At 71.2% G+C, this 6,051-nt stretch carries 6 protein-coding genes; 2 read left to right on the top strand and 4 right to left on the bottom strand.

Features of this window, described 5'->3' with window-relative positions; all coding sequences use genetic code 11:
- Positions 1–41: 41 nt before the first annotated feature.
- The gene (locus ACWENQ_RS42410; protein WP_449929443.1) at positions 42–1,379 is read left to right on the top strand and encodes a hypothetical protein; all 1,338 of its coding nucleotides are present in this window, start codon (positions 42–44) and stop codon (positions 1,377–1,379) included.
- A gap of 193 nt (positions 1,380–1,572) precedes the next feature.
- On the opposite strand, the gene erm is transcribed toward ACWENQ_RS42410, so the two are convergent.
- Together erm and ACWENQ_RS42420 are read right to left on the bottom strand one after the other, a co-directional pair.
- Complete coding sequence (erm, locus tag ACWENQ_RS42415) at positions 1,573–2,388, bottom strand: ErmE/ErmH/ErmO/ErmR family 23S rRNA (adenine(2058)-N(6))-methyltransferase (RefSeq protein WP_452419344.1); 816 nt, start codon at positions 2,386–2,388, stop codon at positions 1,573–1,575.
- Positions 2,389–2,697: 309 nt separating this feature from the next.
- Entirely contained in the window at positions 2,698–3,111 is a 414-nt protein-coding gene (locus ACWENQ_RS42420) for a hypothetical protein (protein WP_452419345.1), read from the bottom strand.
- A 96-nt stretch (positions 3,112–3,207) separates the two neighbouring features.
- On the opposite strand from ACWENQ_RS42420, the gene ACWENQ_RS42425 reads away from it, so the two are divergent.
- Complete coding sequence (locus tag ACWENQ_RS42425) at positions 3,208–4,059, top strand: hypothetical protein (protein ID WP_452419346.1); 852 nt, start codon at positions 3,208–3,210, stop codon at positions 4,057–4,059.
- A 22-nt stretch (positions 4,060–4,081) separates the two neighbouring features.
- Here ACWENQ_RS42425 and ACWENQ_RS42430 read toward each other — a convergent pair whose 3' ends face one another.
- Positions 4,082–4,759 (bottom strand): helix-turn-helix domain-containing protein, encoded by a 678-nt coding sequence (locus tag ACWENQ_RS42430; protein WP_452419347.1) that lies wholly within the window; start codon positions 4,757–4,759, stop codon positions 4,082–4,084.
- Positions 4,760–4,769: 10 nt separating this feature from the next.
- Complete coding sequence (locus tag ACWENQ_RS42435; protein WP_452419349.1) at positions 4,770–5,897, bottom strand: AI-2E family transporter; 1,128 nt, start codon at positions 5,895–5,897, stop codon at positions 4,770–4,772.
- Positions 5,898–6,051 lie beyond the last annotated feature (154 nt).

Here is a 6,051-nt window from a genome sequence, read left to right on the forward strand (position 1 = left end):
GGTGGCAGTACCTCCGATCGTGAGGCAGGCTAGGAGCCGCCATGGACTACGCAGTGCTCACGGGGATCGTCCTCGTCTCAGGTGTCGTGTTCGCTCTCATCGCGCAGTGGCGTGACTGGCGACCCCCGCTCTGGCTCGCCCTCGCGGTGGGCATCGGGGTCCGCGTGCTGATCATGTACACGTCGGCGATCGACACCTGGCAGCCTGTCGACTTCGTCAACAGCTTCAAGCCGGCCGGCGAGGCGGTACTCAACCGGCAGGACCCCGTCCTGGGCAGCAACGGCGGGTGGCACTTCCTGCCGACCATCCCCTACGTCTACGGGATCCTGCTGTGGCTGGGCATCCCCTGGGAGTACGCGGGCCGCCTGGTCACCGTGGTCGCCGACATCGTGCTGATCCCGCTGGTCGGAAAGCTGGCCGGCGGCCCGCGCGCGTCTCTGCGCGCCTTCCAGTACGCGCTCAACCCGCTGGCGCTCCTGGTCGCCTCCGTCCATGGGCAGGTCGAGCCGGTCGCGCTGGTGTTCGGCGTGGCGGCCTTCGTGGTGGCGCGCGGTCCCGGCCAGCCCGACCGGCACGGCTTCACGATGACGGTCCGCGAGGCGGTCGCCAGATTCGACCTGCGGAAGGTCCTCACCTTCCGGGCCGCCGAGGCGCCCGCCTACCGCAGGGCGATGTGGGCGGGCCTGCTGATGGGCCTGGCGCTGTGCGCGAAGAGCTGGCCGATCTGGCTCATCCCCGGCATGGTCCTGCTGCTGCCGAACTTCAGGGCGCGCCTCATCGGGCTGGCCGCCACCGGCGTCCCGCCGGTGTTCTTCCTCGTCACGCTGCCGATCTTCGCGGGCACCTCGCTGGCCGACATCCCCAAGGTGATGGACGTCATGAGCGACATCCGGCCGATCGTCGGCGAATGGGGCTGGACGGCGGTGCTGGTCGGCGGCGACTGGACGCTCCACTCCGCCTACGCCAAGATCGGCACCTACCTGATCTACGCGACCGTCCTGGCCGTCTGCTGGGTGTGGCGCAAGGCCGACCCCGTCGACATGACGACGGCGATCCTGCTGGCCTTCATGGTCGTCACCCCGCGTCTCGGCGCGCAGTACCTGCTGTGGTTCATGCCGTTCCTGGTCGCCAGGCCCACCCGCTTCGCCTGGCCGGCCATCCTCGGCACCTCGCTGTGGGCCGCGATCGGCTACCTCTGGATGAGCCAGAGCTGGTACGTGTGGTCGTCCTGGCATCCCGGCTGGGCCATGGCCTCCATCGTGCTGCTGCCCGTGCTGGCCGTCGCGCTGCCGTGGGACCGGCGGACCTCCGTCGCCGTGCCGGCGACCGCGACCCGGACCACCCCGGCCAAGCCCGACGCGGCGGGCGTCACCGGCTGACACCGTGCCGCCCGACCGTCACCGGCTGACACCGTGTCGCCCGGCCGACACCGGACGGCCTCACTTTCGCCCGACCGTCACCGGCCTCGCTTCCGCCTGGCCGTCAGTGGCTGACCGCCTTCAGGCGGGCGTCACCGGCTGACCAGCCGGCTCGGGGTGTGGGCGGGCGGCGGCCCGACCGCCCGCCCGGCGCTCAGCGGTGCAGGTTGGCGTGAAGCGTCACCCACTGGTCCGGGTGAACGAAGGCCACGACCGTGTCGCGGGCGATGCCCGCCCGGTCGAAGGCCGCGGCCACCCCGCCGCCGAAGTGTCGCGACAGCGTGGCGAACAGCGAGCCGCCCACGCCGGAGAAGCCCACCTCCACCAGCTCCTGCCACGCCCCGCCGTCGTCGACGAGCGGCGCGGGCCGGCGCTCGATGCGCAGGATCGCCGAGTCGACCGACGGGACGGGCCTGAAGCTCTCCCTGCCGATCCGGCCGACCAGCTCCCACGAGAACCACGGCCAGCTCTCGACGGTGAGCAGGCTCCACCTGCCGTAGTCGCCGCTGCGCTTGCGGGCGTACTCCAGCTGGGTCAGCAGGGTCGCCGACGTCAGCTCGGGCGCCCGCAGGCACCAGTCGACGATCTTGGAGGTGATCCCGTAGGGGATGTTCCCCACGACGGCGAACGGCTGGTCCGGCGGCCGCGTCGCGGTGAAGTCACCCCTCACGATCTTGAGCTTGGTCCTGGCCCTGAGTTTGGCCACCAGCAGTGGGTCGATCTCGTACCCCACGACCTCGGCGCCCGCCCGCGCCAGCGCCGTCGTGAGCACCCCCTCACCCGCGCCGGGTTCGAGGACGAGACCGCTCGGTCGGGCCGCCTTGACGATCAGGTCGACGGCGTTCCGATCCACCAGGAAGTTCTGCGACAGCTCGCGCCGCGCCCGATCTCTGGGCGTGCGACCGCCACCGTTGTTCCTGACCTTCTTCTGGGTGTGTGAATAGTTTCCGTGCGCGAAGTTCTGCGCCACAGCAAAAGCCCTTTCGGGTCCTCGAGACGAAGGGGATCTCGACGGGCCCTGGGCTCGCGATCTACGAAGCTAGCGAGCCAGAGCCCGGCCGCTGCGCAGACGCATGAAACAGATGCATGACATGCCAGCAGGCTAAGGAAGCCGGCCGGAGATTGCGACATGTTTTTCGGGGCGGGGCGGCTGCCGTACCGGCCGAGGGGCCGACCCGCTGGTCGGCCGAGCCCACGCCCGCCGCCGAGCTCCCGCGCTCGCCGGTCTGCCGTGCCCCTCCCTACCGCGGCCCTCTGGCGTGTCGCCCTGGGACGCCGCCTATGGCGTGATGACAAGCCGGACGAGATGCCCATGCGTGGCGTATCCGGGAGGATCACCCGGCAGCACGCCCGTCACGCACTCGAAGGTGTCCGTGCCGCACTGCCGGACGAAGAACGACGGCTCGGCGATCGCGGCCAGCAGCCTGATCGCCGCCCGGTGCGCCTCGATCCCCTCCAGTGGCTCGTCGGGACGGGCGGCCACCTCGTAGACCCCGCCCTCGACCAGCCGCTCAGCCACCACCCGCCAGCCGGGGACGGCGCGCAGGTGTGGCAGCAGGTGCGCGTCGGGGTCCTCGGTCACCCACCCGTCCCGCGCCATGACCGCCGCCAGGTCCTGTACGGCAGGCCGCATCGCCGAGGCGTCGCCGACCCCGGTGAACCGCTCGTCGTCATCCCATCGCCGCTGCTCCATGCCGGTGATTGTCGCCGCCGCAGCGAGGTTTCCCAAGAGCCGGCGCGGCCGATTCCTACAAGCTCCGGCCGGCCCGCCCGCCGTAGGGTCGACGGCATGGAGAACAGCCCGGAGCGCTACATCCAGCTCAATGCCCGCCTGCTCGACAGGCTCAGGTACGAGGCCCTCTTCAAGGGCGGCTCGAAGGAACGGGTCCTGCGGGCGTTGCGCGCGTACCAGAACCCCGACGGCGGGTTCGCCCACGCGCTGGAGCCCGACCTGCGCGGTTCCACCAGCCAGCCGGAACCCGTGGAGATGGCGTTCTGGATCCTCGACGAGCTCGACGCCTTCGACGACCCGATGGTGGCCGCCGCGTGCGACTACCTCGTCTCGGTGACGGTGGACGACGGCGGCGTGCCGTTCGTGCTTCCCAGCGTGGACGAGGCGCCGCACGCGCCGTGGTGGCGGACCGACGCCGACCCGCCCGGCGACCTCATCCCGACCGCCTCCATCGCCGGGCTCCTGCACAAGCACGGCGTCGCCCATCCATGGCTCGGGCCCGCGACATCGTTCTGCTGGAACGCCATCGCCCGGATCGAGAAGACGACGCCGTACGAGGCGCGCGCGGTCGTCACCTTCCTCGACCTGGTCGACGACGGCGAGCGGGCACTGGCGGAGTTCGCCCGGCTCAAGGACTCGATCCTGGCGGTGGTGTCGCTCGACCCCCACGCCGGCGGCGAGGCGCACTTCCCCCTCGACTTCGCGCCCGCCCCGATGCGACGGCTGCCGCTGTTCACGGACGAGACCGTCGCCCGGCACCTCGACGCGCTGCTGGAGACCCGGACGCCCGAGGGCGGCTGGGAGCCCGACTTCCTCATGTGGACGCCCGTCGTGCGGCCCGAGTGGGGCGGGCATCTGACGCTCGCGCGCCTCAACACGCTGCGCGCCTACGGCCGTCCCACCCCGTGACCCGGGGAGTGCGGGCCTGCGGTCAGCCGCCGTCCGTGGAGAAGGCGGGTGGGGGAGCCAGCAGGCGACTCATGGAGACACCACTCAACCGCTTGACGTCGTGGGCGAGGTGCGCCTGGTCGGTGTAGCCGCTCTCGGCGGCCACCCGTGCCAGCGGCACCCCCGACCTGGCCATGCGCAACGCCCGCTGGAACCGCACGATCCGCTGCAGCACCTTCGGCGCGTAACCGAACGCCGCCACCGCGCGCCGATGCAGGTGACGCTCGCTCAGCCCGAGATCCCACGCCACCTGCCGTACCGAGGAGCACTCGCGCAGCGCCACCGCGATGGCGGGCGCGGCGGGGTCGGGCGGCGGCGTGGCGCGCAGCCGTACGGTGAGGTCCTCCAGCGTGAGGTCCGCCGGCAGCCCCAGCTCCTCGAACGGGATCCGGCCGTCGCGCAGCTCCTCGACCGGCACGCCGAGCGCCCCGCCCAGCGCGCCCGGCTTGAACCTGATGCCCTGGTAGGCGTCGCCCGCGCGCATCCGCACCGGCATGGGGCCGGTGTCGGGGCCGGCCACGTGCGGGCCGTCGGGACCCCAGATCAGGTCGACGCACGCGTCGGGCACCACCAGCTGGACGCCCTCCTCGGCGCTGTCCTGCGCCCAGAGGCAGGCGACCCGCGCGGCGAGTGCCACCCCCGGAGCGCGTTCGACGTACATGGAACCCACGCTAGGCGCCGGGGCCGACACTTTCGCCGCCAGGAGGGCCGGCCCCGGCCCGGCCGGTGCCTGCCGTACTCGACGCGGGCTCGGGAACGGGTGCCGGGGTGGCGTCGCCGGAGATGAGAGCCGCCGCCCACCGGGCGGCGGGATCGCTGTCGATCAGCACGGCCCGCGTGAGCAGGCTGAGCGGGATGGCGAGCAGCGCTCCCAACGGCCCGAGCACGAACGTCCACACGATCAGCGACAGCAATGTCATCGTGGTCGACAGGCCGACCGCGTCCCCCAGGTACTTCGGCAGGATGAACGACTGGAACACCACGTTGATCACGCAGTAGGCGACGATGACGAGGATCATCTGCTGCACACTGCCGTCGAGCAGGGCGAGGAGCGCGGGAGGCACCAGTCCGAGCACGAAACCGATGTTCGGGATGTAGGTGGTGATGAGCGCCAGGACACCCCACAGCAGCGGTAGCGGCACGCCGAGGAGCGCCAGCGCGACCACGTCGAGCGTCGAGCAGATGAGGCCGAACACGGTGGAGACGACCAGGTAGCGCCGGGTCCTGCCGGCGAACGTGGTCAGCGCGGTGACCAGCGCCGGGCTGCGCTCGCTGCCCGAGGCGAGGATCTTCGAGGTGATCGGCGCGTCCAGCGACATCGCCAGCAGCAGCACCACCATCAGGAACAGGCTGGACAGCACGCTCAACAGGCCGGTCAGCAGCGTCTGCACGAAGCCCAGCACCTTGCCGGGGTCGAACGCCCGCAGGGCCGAGGCGAGCTGCTCCTCGCCGAATCCCTGCCGGGCGGCGAAGCGCTGCGCCTCGGCCAGGAGTTCCTGGAACTGCGTGGCGTAGGTGGGCAGGATCGTGGCCAGCTGCATGACCGACACCGTCAGCACCGCCACCATGCCGAGCAGGACCAGCACCACGATCAGGAACGGCACCGCCACCTGGATCCACGCGGGCATGCCCCGCCCGCTCAGCCACGAGCGCACGGGGGAGACCGCGATCACCAGGACCAGGGCCAGAATCACGGGGCCGGCGATCGAGGAGACTTCGCGCAGTCCGAACAATGTGACGACCGCGCTCGCGGCCGTCACCAGGACGATCAACGCGCGTGGCGCAGGGTGATCACTCACCCGTGGTTCATACCCATCAATACCGGTTTGTTACGGCAAGACGGGATGTGTTGGCGCACATGGCGGTGCGTTGATTTGACGGGGGACGGAGTCGTACATAGAGTTCACCAGTCCCACCCAGTCGGCGTTGATCGTCGGCTGTCCGGGGGAAACC

The sequence above is a fragment of the Nonomuraea sp. NPDC004354 genome (genome assembly GCF_053602555.1).

Coding starts and splice junctions, on each gene's coding strand:
- ACWENQ_RS42425 (WP_452419346.1), top strand. CDS start 3,208: ATGGAGAACAGCCCGGAGCGCTACATCCAGCTCAATGCCCGCCTGCTC.
- ACWENQ_RS42410 (WP_449929443.1), top strand. CDS start 42: ATGGACTACGCAGTGCTCACGGGGATCGTCCTCGTCTCAGGTGTCGTG.
- ACWENQ_RS42430 (WP_452419347.1), bottom strand. CDS start 4,759: ATGTACGTCGAACGCGCTCCGGGGGTGGCACTCGCCGCGCGGGTCGCC.
- ACWENQ_RS42420 (WP_452419345.1), bottom strand. CDS start 3,111: ATGGAGCAGCGGCGATGGGATGACGACGAGCGGTTCACCGGGGTCGGC.